At 63.6% G+C, this 17,728-nt stretch carries 16 protein-coding genes; all 16 read left to right on the forward strand.

Annotated features, from left to right (window positions below):
• Positions 1-30: 30 nt before the first annotated feature.
• The 16 genes from rfbF to IWW33_RS18805 all read left to right on the forward strand — a co-directional run bounded on the left by rfbF (position 31) and on the right by IWW33_RS18805 (position 17,656).
• A complete protein-coding gene (gene rfbF, locus IWW33_RS18730; protein WP_119687558.1) occupies positions 31-804 on the forward strand; it encodes a glucose-1-phosphate cytidylyltransferase in 774 nt (257 codons plus the stop codon).
• Complete coding sequence (gene rfbG, locus IWW33_RS18735; RefSeq protein WP_174142101.1) at positions 786-1,868, forward strand: CDP-glucose 4,6-dehydratase; 1,083 nt, start codon at positions 786-788, stop codon at positions 1,866-1,868. The genes rfbF and rfbG overlap by 19 nt, the downstream gene beginning before the upstream one ends.
• The gene (gene rfbC / locus IWW33_RS18740; protein WP_119687556.1) at positions 1,865-2,425 is read left to right on the forward strand and encodes a dTDP-4-dehydrorhamnose 3,5-epimerase; all 561 of its coding nucleotides are present in this window, start codon (positions 1,865-1,867) and stop codon (positions 2,423-2,425) included. Before rfbG ends, rfbC begins: the two co-directional genes overlap by 4 nt.
• Positions 2,422-3,645 carry a class I SAM-dependent methyltransferase gene (locus tag IWW33_RS18745; RefSeq protein WP_119687555.1) on the forward strand — a complete coding sequence of 408 codons (1,224 nt, stop codon included), beginning with the start codon at positions 2,422-2,424 and terminating at the stop codon, positions 3,643-3,645. Before rfbC ends, IWW33_RS18745 begins: the two co-directional genes overlap by 4 nt.
• A 5-nt stretch (positions 3,646-3,650) precedes the next feature.
• Positions 3,651-4,508 (forward strand): NAD(P)-dependent oxidoreductase, encoded by an 858-nt coding sequence (locus tag IWW33_RS18750; protein ID WP_119687554.1) that lies wholly within the window; start codon positions 3,651-3,653, stop codon positions 4,506-4,508.
• Positions 4,498-5,583: a class I SAM-dependent methyltransferase gene (locus IWW33_RS18755; protein ID WP_119687553.1), complete on the forward strand. Its 1,086-nt coding sequence runs from the start codon at positions 4,498-4,500 to the stop codon at positions 5,581-5,583. Before IWW33_RS18750 ends, IWW33_RS18755 begins: the two co-directional genes overlap by 11 nt.
• A gap of 6 nt (positions 5,584-5,589) precedes the next feature.
• Complete coding sequence (locus IWW33_RS18760; RefSeq protein WP_119687552.1) at positions 5,590-6,324, forward strand: cephalosporin hydroxylase family protein; 735 nt, start codon at positions 5,590-5,592, stop codon at positions 6,322-6,324.
• 54 nt (positions 6,325-6,378) lie between these two features.
• Complete coding sequence (locus IWW33_RS18765; RefSeq protein WP_174142100.1) at positions 6,379-9,276, forward strand: TIGR00180 family glycosyltransferase; 2,898 nt, start codon at positions 6,379-6,381, stop codon at positions 9,274-9,276.
• Between the two features lie 135 nt (positions 9,277-9,411).
• Positions 9,412-10,413 carry a UDP-N-acetylglucosamine 4,6-dehydratase (inverting) gene (gene pseB, locus IWW33_RS18770; RefSeq protein WP_119687550.1) on the forward strand — a complete coding sequence of 334 codons (1,002 nt, stop codon included), beginning with the start codon at positions 9,412-9,414 and terminating at the stop codon, positions 10,411-10,413.
• A complete protein-coding gene (pseC, locus tag IWW33_RS18775) occupies positions 10,410-11,591 on the forward strand; it encodes a UDP-4-amino-4,6-dideoxy-N-acetyl-beta-L-altrosamine transaminase (RefSeq protein ID WP_174142099.1) in 1,182 nt (393 codons plus the stop codon). The genes pseB and pseC overlap by 4 nt, the downstream gene beginning before the upstream one ends.
• Complete coding sequence (pseF, locus tag IWW33_RS18780) at positions 11,584-12,309, forward strand: pseudaminic acid cytidylyltransferase (RefSeq protein WP_174142098.1); 726 nt, start codon at positions 11,584-11,586, stop codon at positions 12,307-12,309. Before pseC ends, pseF begins: the two co-directional genes overlap by 8 nt.
• Positions 12,306-13,784, forward strand: a complete 1,479-nt coding sequence (gene pseG, locus IWW33_RS18785) for a UDP-2,4-diacetamido-2,4,6-trideoxy-beta-L-altropyranose hydrolase (protein WP_174142097.1) — start codon at positions 12,306-12,308, stop codon at positions 13,782-13,784. Before pseF ends, pseG begins: the two co-directional genes overlap by 4 nt.
• A 3-nt stretch (positions 13,785-13,787) precedes the next feature.
• Complete coding sequence (gene pseI, locus IWW33_RS18790; protein ID WP_119687546.1) at positions 13,788-14,840, forward strand: pseudaminic acid synthase; 1,053 nt, start codon at positions 13,788-13,790, stop codon at positions 14,838-14,840.
• A gap of 280 nt (positions 14,841-15,120) precedes the next feature.
• Complete coding sequence (locus IWW33_RS18795; protein WP_119689077.1) at positions 15,121-16,065, forward strand: ketoacyl-ACP synthase III; 945 nt, start codon at positions 15,121-15,123, stop codon at positions 16,063-16,065.
• 53 nt (positions 16,066-16,118) lie between these two features.
• Positions 16,119-17,411, forward strand: coding sequence for a 6-hydroxymethylpterin diphosphokinase MptE-like protein (locus IWW33_RS18800; protein ID WP_174142096.1), 1,293 nt, complete (start codon positions 16,119-16,121; stop codon positions 17,409-17,411).
• A complete protein-coding gene (locus tag IWW33_RS18805) occupies positions 17,408-17,656 on the forward strand; it encodes a hypothetical protein (RefSeq protein ID WP_125924739.1) in 249 nt (82 codons plus the stop codon). Before IWW33_RS18800 ends, IWW33_RS18805 begins: the two co-directional genes overlap by 4 nt.
• Positions 17,657-17,728 lie beyond the last annotated feature (72 nt).

Below are 17,728 nucleotides of genomic sequence, written 5' to 3' on the forward strand. Positions count from 1 at the left end.
TATGGCCGGTGACGAACACGAGGGGACGACATGAAGGCGGTAATTCTGGCGGGTGGACTGGGCACGCGTATCAGCGAAGAGTCTCACCTCAAGCCCAAACCCATGATCGAAATCGGTGGGAAGCCAATTCTCTGGCACATCATGAAGCAGTACTCGGCTCACGGCATCCACGACTTCGTGATCTGCCTGGGCTACAAGGGCTACGCGATCAAGGATTTCTTCGCCAACTACTTCCTGCACACCTCGGACGTCACCTTCGACATGCGCGAAAACCGCATGGACGTGCACCAGAACTACAGCGAGCCATGGCGCGTGACCCTGGTCGACACCGGTGAAGAAACCATGACCGGTGGCCGCCTGCGCCGCGCCGCTCGCTACCTTGAGGGCGAAGATGCCTTCTGTTTCACCTACGGGGACGGTGTTTCGGACCTGAACATCGGCGCCCTGGTGGATTTCCACCTGGCCCACGGCAAACTCGCCACCGTTACTGCGGTACAGCCTCCTGGCCGCTACGGCGCGCTGGCACGCGACGGCGACAGCGTCACCGGTTTCGTCGAAAAGCCCCGTGGTGACGGTGGCTGGATCAACGGTGGCTTCTTCGTGCTTTCGCCCAAGGTGCTCGACTACATCGCCAACGATCAGACTTCCTGGGAGTCGGAGCCGCTTGCCTGCCTGGCCGCTGAGTCGCAACTGAACGCCTTTGAGCATGATGGCTTCTGGCATCCAATGGATACGCTGCGTGACAAGAACCATCTGGAACAACTCTGGCAAAGCGGGGAGGCTCCATGGAAGCAGTGGGCCTGAGTCCAGCGTTCTGGCAGGGCAAGCGTGTTCTGCTCACCGGTCACACGGGTTTCAAAGGCAGTTGGCTGGCGCTCTGGTTGCATGAGCTCGGCGCTCAGGTCACAGGCTTCGCGCTGGACCCTGGCACCGAACCAAGCCTGTTCGAACTTGCCCAGGTCGGCAGCGACATTGCCGACGTGCGCGGCGACCTGCGCGACCTCGGCGCGCTGCTTGAAGCTGTGGCCCAGGCCCAGCCGGAAATCGTCCTGCACCTGGCGGCTCAGCCACTGGTGCGCGAGGCCTACCGTGACCCGCTAGGTACCTATTCCAGCAACGTGATGGGCACCCTTAACCTGCTTGAAGCGGTGCGCCAGGTTGGCGGGGTGCGTGCGTGCGTCCTGGTCACCACCGACAAGGTCTATGCCAACCAGGAATGGCCCTGGCCGTACCGCGAGAACGAGGCCCTGGGCGGGCATGACCCGTACAGCAGCAGCAAGGCCTGCTGCGAGCTGCTGGCGCAGTCCTATGCCGCGTCATTCTTCCCGGCCGCCGAGCACGCAGAACATGGCGTGGCCCTGGCCACCGCGCGCGCCGGCAACGTGCTGGGCGGTGGAGACTTTGCCGCAGAGCGGCTTGTACCCGATGTGCTCAAGGCTTGGTCGGCCGGGTCGCCGGTCACCCTGCGCTACCCGCAGGCCGTGCGCCCCTGGCAGCACGCCCTGGAACCGCTGGCCGGCTACCTGCAGTTGGCCGAGCGCCTGTATACCCAGGGGCCGGCCTGCGCCGGTGCGTGGAACTTCGGCCCGAGCGAAGGCGACATGTGCAGCGTCGGTGAGGTGGTCGACCGCCTGGCCCGGCAATGGCCGCAGGCACCAGGGGTGCGGGTCGAGCCAAGCGAGTTGCATGAAGCCGGGTTGCTACGCCTGGACAGCTCTCGCGCCCGCCAGGTGCTGGGCTGGCGTACACGCTGGTCGTTGCACGAATGCCTGCAGCACACGCTCGACTGGCACCTGGCGTGGCAGCGTGGCGACAACATGCGCGCCGTCACGCTGCACCAGCTGAACCTGTACACGGAGTTGCCGTGACTGATCTGCTGCTGCAAGCCTTGCCACTGGGTGGCCTGTTCAGTGTCCAGCACAAGCGCCATGGCGATGCCCGCGGGCAGTTCGCGCGGCTGTTCTGCGAATCCAGCCTGGGCGCCCTGGGTGCGCCGTTCCATGTGCGCCAGATCAACCACTCGCACACTCAGGGCTCAGGTAGCGTACGTGGCCTGCACTACCAGACCGGCGACACCCCGGAGGCCAAGCTGATCACCTGCCTGCGCGGTGAGGTGTGGGACGTGGCAGTGGACCTTCGCGAAGGCTCGCCAACCTTCCTGCACTGGCACGCCGAGCACTTGCGGGCCGGCGATGGCCGCAGCCTGTTGATACCGGCCGGCTTTGCCCATGGTTTCCAGGTGCTGAGCGAGGATGCCGAGCTGCTTTACCTGCACAGTGCCGACTATGCGCCGGGCCGCGAAGGCGGGCTGTCGGTACTCGATCCGAAATTGGCCATCTGTTGGCCGCTCGCTGTCAAGAATCTGTCGGCCCGGGATGCCGCTCATCCCTGGCTGGACCTGTCGTTTACCGGAGTGCGTCCATGAACTGCCGTGGCTGTGGTACCTGCCTGAGCCTGCCCCTGATCGACCTTGGCACTGCGCCGCCGTCCAACGCCTACCTGCGCGCTGACCAACTGGCCGCGGCCGAGGCCTGGGTGCCGCTTAAAGTGGCGGTGTGTGAGCAGTGCTGGCTGGTGCAGACCGAGGATTACACCCGCGCCGAGACGCTGTTCGATGCCGACTATGCGTATTTCAGCTCCTATTCCAGTTCGTGGCTGGCCCATGCCCGCGACTATGTCGGGCAGATGGTCGAGCGTTTCGGCCTGAACGGCGAGAGCCGGGTGGTGGAAATCGCCGCCAATGACGGTTATCTGTTGCAGTATGTGGCCGAGCGCGGCATTCCGTGTCTAGGTGTCGAACCCACCCGAAGCACTGCGCAGGCGGCCCGGGAGAAAGGGCTGCAGATTCGTGAGGTGTTCTTCGGCGAACAGGCCGCCCGTGACCTGGCGAGTGAAGGTTGGTCGGCTGACCTGATGGCCGCCAACAACGTGCTCGCCCACGTGCCGGACATCAACGATTTTCTGCGCGGTTTCGCGACCCTGCTCAAAGCCGATGGTGTGGCCACTTTCGAGTTTCCGCACCTGCTGCGCCTGATGGCCGAGCAGCAGTTCGATACCCTTTACCATGAGCACTACTCCTACCTGTCGCTTACGGCGGTCAACACGCTCTGTGCTCGCAACGGCCTGGTGATCTTCGATGTCAGCGAATTGCCGACCCATGGCGGATCGTTGCGGGTTTTCGTGCAGCGCGCCGATGGCCCGCGCCCACGCCAGGCCAGTGTCGACGACCTGCTTGGCATCGAGGCGCGGGTCGGTGTCAGCACGGCGGCGTTCTACAGCACCCTTGCACCGGCGGCGCAGCGGATCAAGCACCAGCTGCTGCGCTTCCTGTTGCAGGCCAAGGCCGAAGGCAAGCGAGTGGTTGGCTATGGCGCCGCAGCAAAGGGCAACACCCTGTTCAACTACGCAGGCGTGAAGCCCGACCTGCTGGCCTGGGTGGCCGACGCCAACCCGCACAAGCAGGGCAAGTTCCTGCCGGGCAGCCGAATTCCCGTGGTCGCCCCCGAGCGCCTGGCCATCGAGCGGCCGGACTATGTGCTGGTACTGCCGTGGAATCTGCTCAAGGAAGTCAGCGAGCAGCAGGCGCACATCCGCAAATGGGGCGGGCGCTTTGTGATCGCCGTGCCTGAGCTGACCGTCCTGTGACCGCGATGAAGGTGCTTGTCACCGGTGCCACAGGCTTTGTTGGCCGGCATCTGGTCGCCGCCTTGCTGGCGCGCGGGTACCGGGTGCGTGCGCTGGCACGTCGTCTGGAGCCGGCTCAAGCCATGCCGTGGTTCGGCCAGGTCGATTTCGTCGGCGCCGATCTGCATGACCCGCAGCTGGACGTCAATCAGTTGTGCGACGGCATCGATGCGCTGGTGCACCTGGCCTGGCCAGGCCTGCCGAATTATCAAGGGCTGTTCCACCTGGAGCGCAACTTGATGGCTGACTATGCCTTCATCAAGCGTGCCGTCGCAGCCGGTGTCGGCCAGGTGCAGGTGGCCGGCACCTGTTTCGAATATGGCCTGCGCAATGGCGCGCTGGACGAGGCGCTGGACTGCCAGCCGGCCAACCCTTATGGGCTGGCCAAGCACAGCTTGCGCCTGTTCCTCGAAAGCCTGGCCCGCCAGCAACCGTTCAACCTGCAGTGGGTGCGCTTGTTCTACCTGTTTGGCGAGGGGCAAAACCCAGGCAGCCTGCTGGCAGCCTTGGACCGCGCAATCGACCAGGGGCAGCCGCATTTCGACATGTCAGGTGGCGAGCAACTGCGCGACTACCTTGCCATCGAAAGCGCCAGTACATACCTGGCCGACCTGCTCGGGCAGCGCGATTTCAGCGGCGTGGTCAATTGCTGCAGCGGCCAGCCGATATCGGTACGCAAGCTGGTGGAAGCCCGCATCGCCGAGCGCAACGCCACCCTTGCGCTGAATCTTGGCCATTACCCTTATCCTGCCCACGAACCCATGGCGTTCTGGGGCGATGCCCGCAAGTTGCAGGCTCTGCTGGGAGCACGCCATGAAACATGAGTTGTATCGCGCTACCGGCCTGCCGGTGCTGCAGAACCGCACATTCGCCGATGCCCAGTCGGCCCGTACCTCTGCCTGCGCCGAGATGCGTCTGGTGCAGGACAGCCGCACCGGGTTGGTCTACAACGACGCTTTCGATGCCGACAAGCTCAGCTACGACAGCGACTATCAGAACGAGCAGGCGCATTCGGCGCGCTTCCAGCGCCACCTGGACGATGTCGAAGGTGTCATCGCCCGCCACTTCAAGGGCCAGCGTCTGATCGAAGTGGGCTGTGGCAAAGGCTGGTTCCTCGAACTGCTGCGCGAGCGCGGTTATGCCGTCACCGGCATCGACCCGGCCTACGAGGGCGACAACCCGGACGTGGTCAAAGCGCCCTTCACCCGTGAGTTGAACCGCCAGGCCGAAGCCATCGTGTTGCGCCATGTGCTCGAGCACATTCAGGACCCGGTCACGTTCCTTGCCGCCATCGCCGATGCCAACGGCGGGGCAGGGCAGATATACATCGAAGTGCCCTGCCTGGACTGGATCATCGAGCACAAGGCCTGGTTTGACCTGTTCTACGAGCATGTCAATTACTTCCGCCTGGCCGACCTGCGCCGCTTGTTCGGTACGGTCGCCGAGGCCGGTCACCTGTTCGATGGCCAGTACCTGTACATCGTTGCCGACCTTGCCAGCCTGCGCACCACGCTCGAGCCCGTGCCGCCGCTGTCGTTGCCGGCAGATTTCAGTGCCAGCCTGCAGCATGCCGCACGTCTGGTGCGCCGCGATGCCGGACGTGGTTCGGCGATCTGGGGGGCATCGTCCAAGGGCGTGATCTATTCGCTGTTCCTGCAGCGTGCCGGGGCTCCGGTGGACCAGGTTATCGACATCAATCCTGCCAAGCAGGGTCGCTACCTGCCGTTAAGTGGCGCGCGGGTGTCATCGCCGCAAGAGGCGATGCAAAGCCTGCCGGATGGCGCCCACCTGTTCGTGATGAATTCCAATTACCTCGAGGAAATCCGCCGCATGACCGATGGCCGTTTTGTCTATCACGCCGTCGACAATGCCGATTTCACCGACCAGCCAACCGAGTAAAGAACCATGACCGACACGCCGATCAAAGCCTTCGAAGCCGAGTGCAACGCGCAGATCGCCTCCCAGGGCGAAGACAAGGAGCTGCAGCAACTGTCTCGCGACTTCTTCAACAAGTCCGCCGAGCACAAGTACAGCTACCATTTTTCGTGGATGGGCCGGCCGATCATCCAGTTGCCCCAGGACATGATGGCGATGCAGGAGATCGTCTGGCAGGTCAAGCCTGACCTGATCATCGAGTGCGGCATCGCTCACGGCGGTTCGATCCTCTACTACGCCTCCCTGCTGGAGCTGCAGGGCCATGGCGAAGTGCTTGGCATCGACATCGACATCCGCCCGCACAACCGCCAGGCCATCGAGGCGCACCCGATGAGCAAGCGCGTGCGCATGATCGAAGGCTCGAGCATCGATGCCGAGATCGCCGGGCAGGTCAGGGCGCTCGCCGAAGGCAAGAAGGTCATCCTGGTGCTCGACTCCAACCACACGCATGAGCACGTGCTCAAGGAGCTGGAGCTGTATGCGCCGCTGGTGGCCGTGGGCAGTTACTGCGTGGTGATGGACACCGTGGTCGAGGACATGCCGGCAGACTTCTTCCCCGATCGCCCGTGGGGGCCTGGCGACAACCCCAAGACCGCAGTTTGGGAATACCTCAAGGGTAACGACAGCTTCGAAATCGACTATCAGCTGCAGAACAAGCTGCTGGTCACCGTGGCACCGGACGGCTACCTGCGCCGGGTTCGCTGAGACATTCAACAGAGTTCGATTTCTTCGGCGGCAACGCCAATGGTGGGTAAGACTATGCAAGGCAATTTCTCGGCAGACCAGGCAGCCACACTGCGCGAGCGGTTCACGCTGGTATTGATGACGCACAACCGGCCGGCGTTCCTGCAGCGCACGCTGCAGTATTACAGCGGCTATCGGTGCTCGATCCTCGTGCTGGATTCCTCGGGCGAATCGGCCGAGGTGATGGCCGCGCAGTACCCCGGCGTCGAGTACCTGCACCTGCCACAGTTTTCCTACCAGGGCTTCCAGGCCAAGCTGGCCTATGGCGTGGGCCGGGTGAACACGCCGTTCATGGCCTTCGCCGCTGATGACGATTTCCTGCTGTACGACGGGCTGAACCAGTCGCTGGACTTCCTTGAGGCCAACCCCGATTACGGCCTGTGCCATGGCTACTGTCTGAACTACCTGGCCGAAGCCACCCAGGTGAAGTACTACCGGCGTAACAAGAAGGTCCGTGAGGACTACAACGCTCCGCGCGCTGAACAGCGCCTGCTGGACTACATGGGTGAGTTCATCCCGCCCTTCTTCGCTGTCACCCGCACTGCATTGCTGCGCCAGTGGTTTGAGCTGCTGCCCGAGGGCACGAGCTTCGAGTGGCAGGAAATCGGCCACGCGTACTTCCTGCTGACCAACGCCAAAGCGCGGATTCTGCCAATCCCCTACGCGGTACGTGAAACCAACTACGGTGTCTCCGAGCATCAGACCGAGGTCATTCATGTGCTGGCCTTCACCGACGCCAAGTCGGTGGCCGAGCGCGAACAGTTTGCCGACTTCCTTGCCGGCCTGCCGACCGCCATCGAGGGGCTGGACCACGAGGCGCGGCGCCAGCTGGCCCTGGACAGCTTTGCAGTCACTGCCGAGGGGCTGTTCAAAGGCCGGGCGATGACCCTGGAGCTGATCTGGGAGTCAAGCTGGACCGACCCGCTGAACCCGCCGGTGCGTACCTTCCAGCCGTCCCAGTACGTGGAAATGCCGTTCTACAACCAGGCATTCTTCGATCAGCTTACGGCACTGGAGTTTCTGATCCATGCCATGCCGGCCGGGCGCCTGCAGTTGCAGCAACTGGAGCCGCTGCTATTGCGCCAGGAACAGCTGCTGCTGGCACAGCCCAGCGACACTTCGGGCACCGTACGTACCCGCTTGTGGGAGGCACTGCAGTGCAACGCGTTCAACCGTGAGGTGGTGCGGCACCTGGCCGGACACCTGCGTGACAGTGATGAGGCCGAGGAGAGCGAGGCGCTGTTCGCTTGGCTGGCACGGCTTGAAGGCGTATTGAAGCAAAGCGGTCGCGAACTGCTTGGGAGCATGCATTCGGGTCGCCTGCTCGACTGGCTGGAGGCGCGCAAGCCGGACACCGCCGCGCTAGCGGCGGTCAACGAGCACCTGGCGCTGCATCAGGGTGGTCCGCAGTTCGGCATCCTGCTGTTGGACCTGGACAACAACATGGCCAAGCTCCAGGACACGTTCGACAGCCTGCTGGGCGGCCTGAGCAAGGCGTTCCGGATCATGGTCTTCACCACAGGCGAGCCGCCTGTGGCCACCTCGCTGCAGAACACCCTGCATTTCATCAAGGTCAGCCGAGAAGACTACGTCGAGCGGATCAACCAGATCGCCCGGCAGACGGCCTGCGAATGGCTGTTGCTGGCTGATGCGGGTGACCGTTTCACCGCCACCGGTCTTTTGCGCGCCAGCCTCGAGCTGCTGAACGCTCCCGATTGCCGAGCGGTCGCGGTAGACGAGATCCAGCAACAGGCCGATGGTGCCTGGCGAGAGCTGCTGCGCCCGGGAGTAAACCTGGACCTGCTGCAGGCCAATCCCGCGCTGATGGCACGCCATTGGCTGCTGCGTCGGGAGGTGCTGGTGGAGGCGGGTGGCTTCGATAAGGACTTTGCCGAGGCGTTGGAGTTCGACCTGCTGCTGCGCCTGATCGAGCAGGGCGGCCTCAACGGGCTGGCCCATCTCGACGAGCCGATGCTGATCACCCCGGCACCGCAGGCCAAGGACAGCGAGCATGCCCGCCAGGCCTTGATGCGACACTTGGCCGGCCGTGGCTACAAGGCCCAGGTCAGTACGCCGCTGCCTGGCACCTTGCGTATCGACTACAGGCATGTCGAGCGGCCGCTGGTGAGCATCGTGCTGCGCAGCGAGGACAATCTGGACGAACTGCAGCGCTGCCTGAAGAGCATCCTGCAGCGCACTCGCTATGCGCGCTACGAGGTACTGATCGCCGACAACGCCAGTCAGTCACCGCAGTTGCTCGAATGGCTGGCGCAGCAGCAAGTTGGCAAGGTGCGCGTGCTGCAAAGTGCCGAGCGCCTGAGCGCGGCAGCGCTATGCAACGCTGCCAGTGCCGAGGCCAAGGGGCAATACCTGATATTGCTGGCGGCGGACGCCGAAGTGGTCAATGCCAACTGGATCGAAGCGTTGCTCAACCAGGCGCAGCGTCCGGAAGTAGGCGTGGTCGGTGCCAAGCTGCTCGATACTGACGGCAAGCTTGCCCAGGCGGGCTTGCTGCTGGACGCCGAAGGCGCAGTTGCGCCAGCTTTTGCCGGTGAGGCCGCAAATGCCATGGGTTACCTGAATCGGCTGGCGGTCGAGCAGAACTGCCCAGCGGTCTCGGCGAGCTGCCTGATGGTCCGTAGCGAAGTCTTCCGTGCTCTGGAGGGGCTCGACGAAACCACGTTCGCCCATGCCCATGGTGATGTCGACCTGTGCCTGAAAGCAGCCGCGGCCGGCCTGCTGACAGTCTGGACGCCACAGGTGCAGGTGATTCACCCCGGCGTGGTCGCCGAGGACGAGGCGGCGCTGGCGGCATTGCGTGCCAAATGGTCGGCGCAGTGGCAAGGTACAGTCCAAAGCCAGGTGCTTGCCCCCGGCAAGGCGGCGCTGGACTGGGCCGGGCTGATCGCCTGACGCGGGACTGGCCTGCATCTTGCTTCGAGCTGGTTCATTGGGGGCGCGAGTCAGAAATCTGTACGCTGTGCGCCCTGCCTTACAGTGCAATCGGGCGCCTTCGTCAGCTGACGGCGCCGCCCCTAGGAACCAGGTATGTTCGACGACAAGTCCATTTTCATCTCCGGGGGGACCGGGTCGTTCGGGCGCCGCTTCATCGAGCGGTTGCTTGAGCGCTACCGCCCGCGGCGCGTCGTGGTGTTCTCCCGCGACGAGTTGAAACAGTATGAGATGCAGCAGCGTTTCAACGCGCCGTGCATGCGCTATTTCCTGGGCGATGTCCGTGATGCCGAGCGCGTGCGCCAGGCCATGCGCGGTATCGACTATGTGGTTCATGCCGCCGCGCTCAAGCATGTGCCCGCGGCCGAATACAACCCCACCGAATGCATCCGCACCAACGTCAATGGTGCCGAAAACATCATCGCCGCGGCGATCGAGAATGGCGTGCAGAAGGTCGTCGCACTGTCCACCGACAAGGCGGCCAGCCCGATCAACCTGTATGGTGCGACCAAGCTGCTGTCCGACAAGCTGTTCGTGGCCGCCAACAATTTTGCCGGCCAACAGGACACCCGCTTTGCGGTTGTGCGCTATGGCAATGTGGCGGGCTCCCGGGGCTCGGTGGTGCCATTCTTCAAGCGCCTGATCGAGGAGGGTGCCCACGAGCTCCCCGTCACTGACCCGCGGATGACGCGCTTCTGGATCACCCTCGACCATGGCGTACAGTTCGTGCTCGACAGCTTTGCCCGCATGCACGGGGGGGAAGTGTTCGTGCCCAAGATCCCATCCATTCGCATCGTCGACCTGGCGCGCGGCATGGCCGGGCACTTGCCGCAGAACGTGGTCGGCATCCGCCCGGGGGAAAAGCTGCACGAACTGATGATCCCGCTGGACGATGCGCGGATGACCCTTGAGTTTGGTGATCATTTCACCATCGTTCCGTCGATCCGCTTCAACCATACGGATGTGGATTTTGCGATCGATTGCGTGGGTGAAACCGGGCGCTGGGTTGCCGAGGACTTCGAGTACCGTTCCGATACCAATCCCGCCTTCCTCACCGTGGACCAGCTGGCAGACCTGCACGCAGGCTTGCCAGCATGATCCCCTATGCTCGGCAGAGCATCGATCAGGCGGATATCGCCGCGGTCGTAGAGGTGCTGCAGTCCGACTGGCTGACTCAGGGGCCACTGATCGAGCACTTCGAGCAGGCTATGGCCCAGCGTTGTGGCGCAACGCACGCGGTAGCTGTGTGCAACGCCACTGCGGGGCTGCACCTTGCCTGCCTCGCCGCTGGCCTGGGGAGCGGGGACTGGCTATGGACCAGCCCCATCAGTTTTGTCGCATCAGCCAACTGTGGGCGCTACTGCGGCGCCGGTGTCGATTTCGTCGATATCGACCCGCACACCTGGACTATCGACGCCCAGGCACTTGCGCTGAAACTCGAGCAGGCCGCCCGGGAGGGGCGCCTGCCCAAGGTAGTAGTCGCCGTGGCCTTTGCCGGGCAAAGCGCCGACATGCGTTCGATCGCGGTGCTGGCCCGGCAGTATGGCTTTACCCTTATCGAGGACGCTGCCCACGCGGTCGGCGCACGTTACGCGGGCAAGCCGGTCGGCTGTGGCGAATATGCCGACATGACGGTGTTCAGCTTTCACCCGGTAAAGATCATCACCACGGCCGAGGGCGGCATGGTGCTTACCGCGCGTGACGATCTGGCCGTGCGTTTGCGCAGGCTGCGCAGTCACGGGATCAGCCGTGACCCGGGCCAAATGACCGAAGAAAGCCATGGTGCCTGGTACTACCAGCAACTTGAACTGGGCTTCAACTATCGCATCACCGACCTGCAAGCTGCCCTGGGGCTGTCTCAACTGACCCGGCTGGATGCGTTCCTTGCCCGTCGCCGTGAGTTGGCGGCTCGCTATCAGCGCTTGCTGGCGCACCTGCCCGTGAGCGTCCAGGCACCTCAGCAGGATGCCGAGTCCGCCTGGCATCTGTTCGTGGTGCGCCTTGAGTGTGATCGTATCCTGCGTTCACACCGGGAGATTTTCGATGGGATGCGGGCTGCAGGAGTTGGGGTCAACCTTCATTACATTCCCATTCACCTGCAACCCTATTACCGCGACCTGGGCTTCAAACAGGGCGATTTTCCGCAGGCCGAAAGTTACTACGCACAAGCCCTGAGCCTGCCAATGTACCCGCAGCTGACTGACGCTCAGCAGGATCAAGTGATCGCCAGCCTGTGCGGGTTGCTGAAGTTGCCGGTGGGCTGCGTGAATGCCTGAGCGAATGGAAACCAACGTCGCGATCATCCCGGCCCGTGGAGGCAGCAAACGGATCCCTGGCAAGAACCTCAAGATGTTCGCCGGGCTGCCGATCATTGCCCACTCGATCCGCGTGGCACTGGCCAGTGGCTTGTTCGACCAGGTGGTGGTCAGCACCGACGACCCTGAAATAGAGGCGGTGGCACGGGAATACGGTGCGCAGGTGCCGTTCCGTCGGCCGGCGCACCTGGCTGACGATCATGCCACCACCCAGGCTGTGGTCAGCCACGCCCTGCAGGCACTGGCCAGCCAGGGCCATGTCCTGACCCATGCCTGTTGCATCTACGCCACTGCGCCTTTCGTGCAGCAGCGTTACTTGCAGCAGGGGTTGGCGTTGTTGCGGCAACACCCTGAGCGCTCTTTCGCCTTTTCGGTGAGCAGCTTCGGTTTCCCGGTACAGCGGGCGCTGTCGCTCGACGATCAGGGTGCGCTTGTGCCTCTGTACCCACAGTATCGTGAGACCCGGTCTCAGGACCTTGCACCGGCCTATCAGGATGCTGGCCAGTTTTACTGGGGGCGGGTGCAGGCCTGGTTGCAGAACGAGGCCCTTCATTCCGAGCGGAGTTTGCCAGTGATCATCCCCCGGCATCTGGTTCAGGACATCGACAGCGAGGAAGACTGGTTGCGCGCGCAGTACCTGTACGCAGCGCTCAAAGCTGGCGGGGAGCTGGCGCCATGAAGGTGCTGGTACGTGCTGATGCCTCTTCATCGATTGGCGTCGGCCACACGGCGCGCTGCCTGACGCTGGGCAAAGCCCTCCGAGAGCTCGGTGCGCAGGTGAGCTTTGCCTGTTGCCTGCTTGACGGTCATCGCCGGGCCGCCATCGAGCAGGAGGGTTTCGAGGTCTTTGCATGGCCGCAGCGCGAGGAAAAAAAACCGGGCATCGAACCCTGGGCCGCGGATATCGCGGCGCTGCGTGATGTGCTGCCGGCACAGGCCCGATTCGACTGGCTAATCGTCGATCATTACGCCTTGGACGCCCGCTGGGAGCAGGCAGCCCGGGCGTTCGCCCGGCGCATCGCGGTCATCGATGACCTGGCTGATCGTGATCATGCCGCCGACCTGCTGCTGGATCAGAATTTCAGTGCCAGCGAGGCGCTCTACGCGCCGCGGCTGGCAACGGAGTGCCGGCGCTTGCTGGGGCCACGCTATGCGCTGGTGGGGCCGGCGTTTCAGGGGGCGGCGATATCGCCGCCCCTGCAGGCACGAAGGGTGCTGGTGAGTTTCGGTGGCTTCGATGTGGCTGGCATGCTGCCCAGGACCTTGCAGGCGCTGTCCGGGCTGGAAGGGTTGCAGGTCACCTGCATCGCTGGGCTCGGGCATCGGCAGGGTGAGCTGCTGGCCCAGTTGTGCGACGCGCGGGCGGGTTGGGAGCTGCATGACTATGTCGACGATCTGCCAATGCGGATGGTTGCGGCAGACTTGTTCATCGGCGCCGGCGGCGGTACTACCTGGGAGCGCGCCGCGCTGGGCTTGCCGAGCCTGTGCGTGAGCGTGGCAGACAACCAGCGGGCTAATGCCCAGGCCATGGCTCGGGCGGGCATGCACCTTTACCTGGGGGAGGCTGGGCAGGTCCAGGTGCCTGCGCTGCGCCAGGCGATTGCCCTGTTGCTGAGCAATCAGGCACTGCGCCAGAGCTTCGCCGAGCGCAGTCGGGCACTGGTCGATGGCCTGGGGGCGCAGCGGGTGGCGGTGGCCTTGCTGGGGGAAGGGCTTGCGCTACGTCCGGCCAGCAGTGAAGACGCGCGGCTTTTGTTCGACGGGCGCAACGCGCCCGAGGTACGTCGCCGTTCGCAGCAGGCGCGGGAGCTGGACTGGGCGGGGCATCTGGCCTGGCTGGCTGCTACGCTGGCTGATCGGCAGCGTTTGCTGCTGATCGCCGAGGCAGCCGGCGGGCCGGTGGGCTGTGTGCGCTACGACCGCTTGCCCGGGCAGCGGGCGAAGGTGTCGTTGTATCTCTTCGCGGGGCGTTGCGGGCTGGGTTGGGGCAGAGCGTTGCTCGCCCGTGGCGAGGCCTGCGTGCGTGAGTTCTGGCCGGACCTGCGTGCGATCGAGGCCCAGGTGCTGCCCGACAATCAGGCGTCATTGCAATTATTCGCGGGTGCCGGCTTCGCTCAGTCGCCGTGCTCGTTCGAGCGGGTATTCCAGGAGTAGCCCATGAACAGATTCAACATCGGGCACCGCTGTGTCGGCCCGGACCAGCCACCGCTGGTGATCGCGGAGATGAGTGGCAATCACAACCAGTCGCTGGCCCGGGCACTGGAGATCGTCGAAGCGGCCGCCGCCGCCGGCGCCCATGCGCTGAAGCTGCAGACCTACACTGCCGACACCATGACCCTGGACCTGGCGCATGGTGAGTTTTTCATCGCCGACCCGAACAGCCTCTGGTCTGGCTCATCGCTGTATGCGCTGTATGAAAAGGCCCATACCCCCTGGGAGTGGCACCCAGCGATCTTCGAGCGCGCTCGTGAGCTGGGCATGCTGGTGTTCTCCACGCCGTTCGACGAAACGTCGGTGGATTTCCTCGAAAGCCTGGATGTGCCGGCCTACAAGATCGCCAGCTTCGAGAACACCGATCTGCCGCTGATACGCAAAGTGGCGGCCACTGGTAAACCTATGATCATTTCCACCGGCATGGCCAGCCTCGCGGAACTCGAACGTACCGTGCGGGTGGCGCGCGAAGGAGGGTGTCGCGACCTGGTGCTGCTCAAGTGCACCAGTACCTACCCGGCCAGCCCGCAGAACAGCAACGTACTGACCATCCCGCACATGCGCGAGCTCTTCGGTTGTCAGGTCGGGCTGTCGGATCACTCCATGGGGGTGGGGGTTGCCGTGGCGGCAGTGGCCCTGGGGGCGACGGTGGTGGAAAAGCACTTCACGCTTGACCGTGCCGATGGCGGCGTGGATGCGGCATTTTCCCTGGAACCCCAGGAAATGGCAGCGCTGGTGCTGGAAACCGAGCGTGCCTGGCAGTCGCTGGGGCGGGTGCACTATGGCGCGACCCAGGCCGAGGAGGCCTCGCGGCGTTTCCGCCGCTCGCTGTATGTAGTGCGTGACATGGCTGCTGGCGAGGTCTTCGACCGTAGCAACGTGCGCGCCATCCGCCCAGGTTTGGGGCTGGCGCCAGGCCATCTCGATGCGGTGCTTGGCCGCAAGGCCAGGCAACCACTCAAGCGCGGTACGCCCCTGGACTGGCAACTGCTCGACTGAAAGTTGGCTCCAGCCGGGGCCAGGTTTGCCCTGCATGGCAAACTCGCAAGCGCTATGACGACGTGACGCGGCCAGGCAAAATATGCGATTGTCTTGAAATATTCGTGACCTATCGGTCAGAGCGGGCATCTCCTTCTGTAACCGTTAATGGGGCAGGTGTGCAATTGCCGCCTGCCACCCTGCCTGTCGCCACGCCACCTGGGCGGCAGATCCCGTTCTTCAGGCGCCGCTCGAGTCATCCGGGCGGTGGTATTGAGCTGTTATTTATTGGGAAGCCATGATGATCGGCATTAAAAGCATCGCGAGCTATGTGCCCGCTTCCGGCCTGGACAACTATGTACAAGGCGCGAAATTCGGCAAGGACGAAGAGTTCATGTTCGGCAAGATCGGCGCAAGCTTCCTGCCGCGCAAGGACGATGAGCAGGAGACTTCCGATCTGTGTGTCGAAGCGGTCAACAACCTGTTCGCCGCTAACCCGCAACTCAAGCGCGAGGCGATCGATGCGCTGATCGTCGTCACCCAGAACGGTGACGAGGAAGGCTTGCCTCACACCGCTGCCATCGTCCAGCACAAACTCGGTCTGCCGACCCATGTCGCGGCCTTCGACATTTCCCTGGGCTGCTCCGGCTACGTCTATGGCATTTACGCGCTCAAAGGCTTCATGGAAGCCGCAGGCCTGAAGAATGGCCTGCTGGTGACGGCCGATCCGTACTCCAAGATCGTCAACACAGAAGACCGCAATACCACCATGTTGTTCGGCGACGCGGCCACTGCCACCTGGATGGGTGAGGGCGCTACCTGGCAACTGGGCAAGGCGAAGTTCGGTACCGACGGTGCTGGTGCGCCGCACCTGAAGGTGACTGATGGCGAGTTCTTCATGAACGGTCGTCAGGTCTTCAACTTCGCTCTGATCAAGGTGCCGGCGCATCTGCATGAGCTGCTGCGCGAGTCAGGGCTGGAAAACAAGGATATCGACGCCTTCTGCATCCATCAGGGCAGTGCGGCGATCGTCGATGCCGTGGCACGACGCTTCGAGGAAGACCCGGAAAAGTCCCAGGCCGACAAGTTCATCAAGGACATGCTGGAGACCGGTAATACCGTGTCATCGAGCGTTCCGCTGCTGTTGCAGAAGCACATGTTCGACAGTGCCTGGAAGCGCGTGGCCATTAGCGGCTTCGGTGTCGGCCTGTCGTGGGGCTCGGCGGTTCTCTACAAGGCTGAATAAGCGCTGCCAGTCGGGTACTCTTCGGTGTTTCGCAGGTAAGGGAAGCTCAACCCATGAGCGAGTTTTTCCAGCGTAACGCTGAAGTGCTGCAGGCCCGCTGGCCGGCACTGTACGAGCGCCTGCAAGGCGAGGCGTGTAGTGCGCTCGAGGTCGAGCTGGTGGAGGGGCTGGGGTCTACCCTGAGCGTGTGTGGCATCCAGCTCACAAGTCGTCACGATCGTCTTGCCGAGGCGCGCCTGCAGGCCGCGAGCCTGCCTGAAGACAGTTCCACTCTTCATCTCTATGGCAGTGGGCTGGGTGACTTGCAGCGTGTGCTGCTGGAGCGGCCTGGGCTCGTGCGGTTGCAGGTGTACCTGCTCAACGGCGCACTGTTCCAGCTGGTGCTGCAACTGCTGGATCAGTCCGACTGGCTTGCCGACCCGCGCGTCGAACTGGCCTATGCCGGCGACAGCGCGGAAATCGCCTTGCCGTTCTTCGCCTTGCCTTCCGAACGGGTGCTGGCCGATGACTTCAATGCGAAGGTGCGCGACCGTCTGATCAGCGAGGCCCACCTGGCAGACAACAATCGCGCTTTCGATGTGGCCGACCCGCGCTTGCAGAAGCTGCTCGAAGACAGTTTGCCATTGCTGCGTCTCGACCCCGATGTGGCCACGCTGTTCGGTAGCCAGGCCGGGCGTGACTGCTATGTGATTGCCACCGGGCCAACCTTGGCCGGGCACCTGCCTGCGTTGGCAAGGGTGCGCGCTCAGGCCGAGCGGCCACTGTTCATCTGCGTCGACACCGCTTATATCCCCCTGCTGCGCGCCGGAATCCAGCCTGACATCGTGGTCAGTGTCGACCATAAAATCCGCCTCCATCACTTGCCGCCGCAAGACTCGGCTGCGACCACTCTGGTCTACATGCCGATGCTGGACGTCGAGCTGCTCGGTAATTGGCGTGGGCCACGCTACACAGCCTATTCCGGCAGTGCGCTGTATGCACAGGTGCGCCAAGCCATACCGCGCGCCGAGTTGTTCGTTGGGGGAAGCGTGATTCACCCTGCTACGGACCTGGCTGTGAAGATGGGGGCCGTGCGCATTACGTTTTTCGGCGCTGATTTCGCCTTCCCGGGTGGTCGCACCCACACAGGCTGGGACGATGGCGTACTCGGCCCGGCGATTGCGGCGGCGCAGCACTGGGTGCTGGATGGCCATGGCCAGCGTGCACGAACCCAGCTTAACTTCCGCAGTTACCTGATCGAGCTTGAGCGGTTCATTGCGCGCCATCCCCAGGTGCGGTTCCACAACACCAGTCGTGCCGGCGCGCACATCGCCGGCACCACTTTCGATCCGGAGTTCTGTTCATGAATGCTGCCGATCAAGGGCGCGCGGCGCGCGAATGCGCCACGCTGTTACGCCTTGGGCGGGATGTGGAGGCGGCGTTGCGTATGGTCGAGCTGTTCGATGAGGTATTGCCGCAGGTCGATCCAAAAGCGGGGGCGGTGGTCATGCAGGCCATGCTCGATGCCCAGCAGCGCCAGGACTGGCTGGCGCTGGCCGATTACCTCGAATATGAGCTGCTGCATCTGATCGAGCAGGCGGCCTCGCGCTGAAGTGTGAGCTGTATCACACTTCGTGGTTGGCGAAAGCATCGCGGGGAACGGCTGTAAAGCCCGGTTTGCAAG

Origin of the sequence: Pseudomonas sp. M2 (assembly GCF_015751845.1) — a bacterium.
In the GTDB taxonomy this organism is placed as follows: Bacteria; Pseudomonadota; Gammaproteobacteria; order Pseudomonadales; family Pseudomonadaceae; genus Aquipseudomonas; species Aquipseudomonas putida_E.